This is a genomic window from Microbacterium sp. P2_F9 (assembly GCF_056403635.1).
Genome location: NZ_JBFUFC010000348.1, coordinates 1 through 2,034, shown reverse-complemented (window position 1 = coordinate 2,034; position 2,034 = coordinate 1). Strand labels below are relative to the sequence as shown.

General features: G+C 73.5%; 2 protein-coding genes and 1 pseudogene. All 3 read right to left on the bottom strand.

What is annotated here, in order from left to right; translation table 11 throughout:
- Nucleotides 1-44 precede the first annotated feature (44 nt).
- Nucleotides 45-1,169, bottom strand: a complete 1,125-nt coding sequence (gene tsaD / locus AC1DVT_RS19820) for a tRNA (adenosine(37)-N6)-threonylcarbamoyltransferase complex transferase subunit TsaD (RefSeq protein ID WP_477391064.1) — start codon at nucleotides 1,167-1,169, stop codon at nucleotides 45-47.
- Nucleotides 1,166-1,786, bottom strand: a complete 621-nt coding sequence (gene rimI / locus AC1DVT_RS19815) for a ribosomal protein S18-alanine N-acetyltransferase (protein WP_477391062.1) — start codon at nucleotides 1,784-1,786, stop codon at nucleotides 1,166-1,168. The genes tsaD and rimI overlap by 4 nt, the downstream gene beginning before the upstream one ends.
- A pseudogene (locus AC1DVT_RS19810) lies at nucleotides 1,783-2,034 on the bottom strand (hypothetical protein); the annotation flags it as partial. The pseudogene AC1DVT_RS19810 and the gene rimI, both read right to left, overlap by 4 nt.

The window sequence follows — 2,034 nt, the reverse complement described above, 5'->3', positions numbered from 1 at the left end:
GGCCGCGCCCTCCTCGGGCACCGCCGCCCCACCACGATCGTCGCTCATGCCGCCTCCGCCGCCACCTGGATCTCGGTCACCGGCAGCGTGGAATCCGCTCCGAACGCGAGGGTCGACGGCGGTCGCCCCGACATGATGAGCTCGGACGCCAGGGCCGCGATCATCGCGCCATTGTCGGTGCAGAGCGACAGCGGCGGGATGCGGACGGTCACGCCCGCGGCATCCGCTCGCTCCACGGCCACATCGCGCAGCCGGCGGTTCGCGATGACTCCGCCGCCGAGCAGCAGCCGCGGCACGTCGTAGTCTCGGCACGCGGCGAGCGCCTTGGTCACGAGCACGTCGACGACGGCCTCGCGGAACGACGCGGCGACATCGGCGACGGGCACGGGCTCACCCGCGGCCTGGCGCTGCTCGGTCCATCGGGCGACCGCCGTCTTGAGCCCCGAGAACGAGAAGTCGTAGCGGTGCTTGGCGAGGTCCGACGCGCGCGAGAGCCCGCGCGGGAACGGAATCGCGCGAGGATCTCCGGATGCCGCGGCCCGATCGATCTCGGGACCCCCCGGATACGGCAGCCCGAGCAGCCGCGCGACCTTGTCGAAGGCCTCGCCGGCGGCGTCGTCCATGGTCTCGCCGAGCAGCTCGACGTCGGTCGTCAGGTCGCGGACGAGCAGCAGCGACGTGTGCCCGCCGCTCACGAGGAGCGCGACCGTCGGGTACTCCAGCGGCGGCGCGGAGGCGTCGAGGATGTCGGCGGCGATGTGTCCGACGAGGTGGTTGACGGCGTAGAGCGGCCGGTCGAGCGACACGGCGAGCGCCTTCGCGGCGCCGACGCCAACCATGAGGGCACCGGCGAGGCCCGGTCCGCTGGTGACGGCGATCGCGTCGATATCGCTCAGTTGGACGGATGCCTCGGCCAGCGCCGCCTCGATCGACGGCTGCAGCGCCTCGAGGTGCGCCCGGGCCGCGACCTCCGGGACGACCCCGCCGTAGCGGGCGTGCTCGTCCATGCTGCTCGCGATCGTGTTGGACAGCAGCGTGCGGCCGCGCACGATCCCGATCCCGGTCTCGTCGCAGCTCGTCTCGATCCCGAGGACGAGGGGCTCCTGAGCCTGTCGATCCGGTCCCTGAGCCTGTCGATCCGGTCCCTGAGCCTGTCGAAGGGCGTTCATGTGCACGCTCCTGCGTCGGCGGCTCCGGGCCGGGGATTCAACGTCGCCGGATCAGGCGATGCGGCGAACACAGGCCGATCTCCGGCCGAATCGTCCTGCTTGTGCCTCATCACCTGATCTCGCGACGCTGCTGGCGCGGAACCCCTACCGGCTCCCGGCCGCGCGGCCCACCCGAGCACGTCGAGGCGCATCACGACGGCGTCGACGTCGTCGGGCTGGTAGTACCGCGGGCGCCGCCCGACCTCGACGAACCCCTCCGACGCATACAGCGCCTGGGCGACCGGGTTGTCGGCGCGCACCTCCAGGAACACATCGTGCACACGACGAGCGGATGCCTCGGCCAGCAGCGCCTCGAGCAGTCCGCGGCCGCGTCCCCGGCCCCGGGATCCCGCGGCGATCGCGATGGTCTGGACGTCGGCATCCCGCGATCCGCGCACGGCGCGAAGTCCCGCGTAGCCCACGATCCGTCCGGCTTCTTCGATCACGACGTACCACCCGTGCGGCGAGGCGAGCTCGTCGCGCATCATCGCGTCGGACCACGCGTCGGTCGGGAACGAGGCGCGCTCGAGCGCCATGATGGCGTCGAGGTCGGCGGGGGTCGCGCGGCGGAGGGTCATGCGCGGGGCTCCGGGGCGTGTGATGCGCCGGTCGCGGGCGGGGTCGCGGGCGGGGTCGAGGCCGCGGAGCCGGCGAGCGGTGCGCTGGCGGCCGGCGTTGTCACGCGCTTCGGCCCGGCGGGCAGCGTCACGTCGGGCGAGCGCAGGTAGAGCGGTTCGGAGGTTGCGAGCACCCGACCTGCGGCGAGCGCCCGGGCCGCCGCGAGGGCGACCATCGCCGCCGGCACGACGAGGGTGTCGCGGCGCTC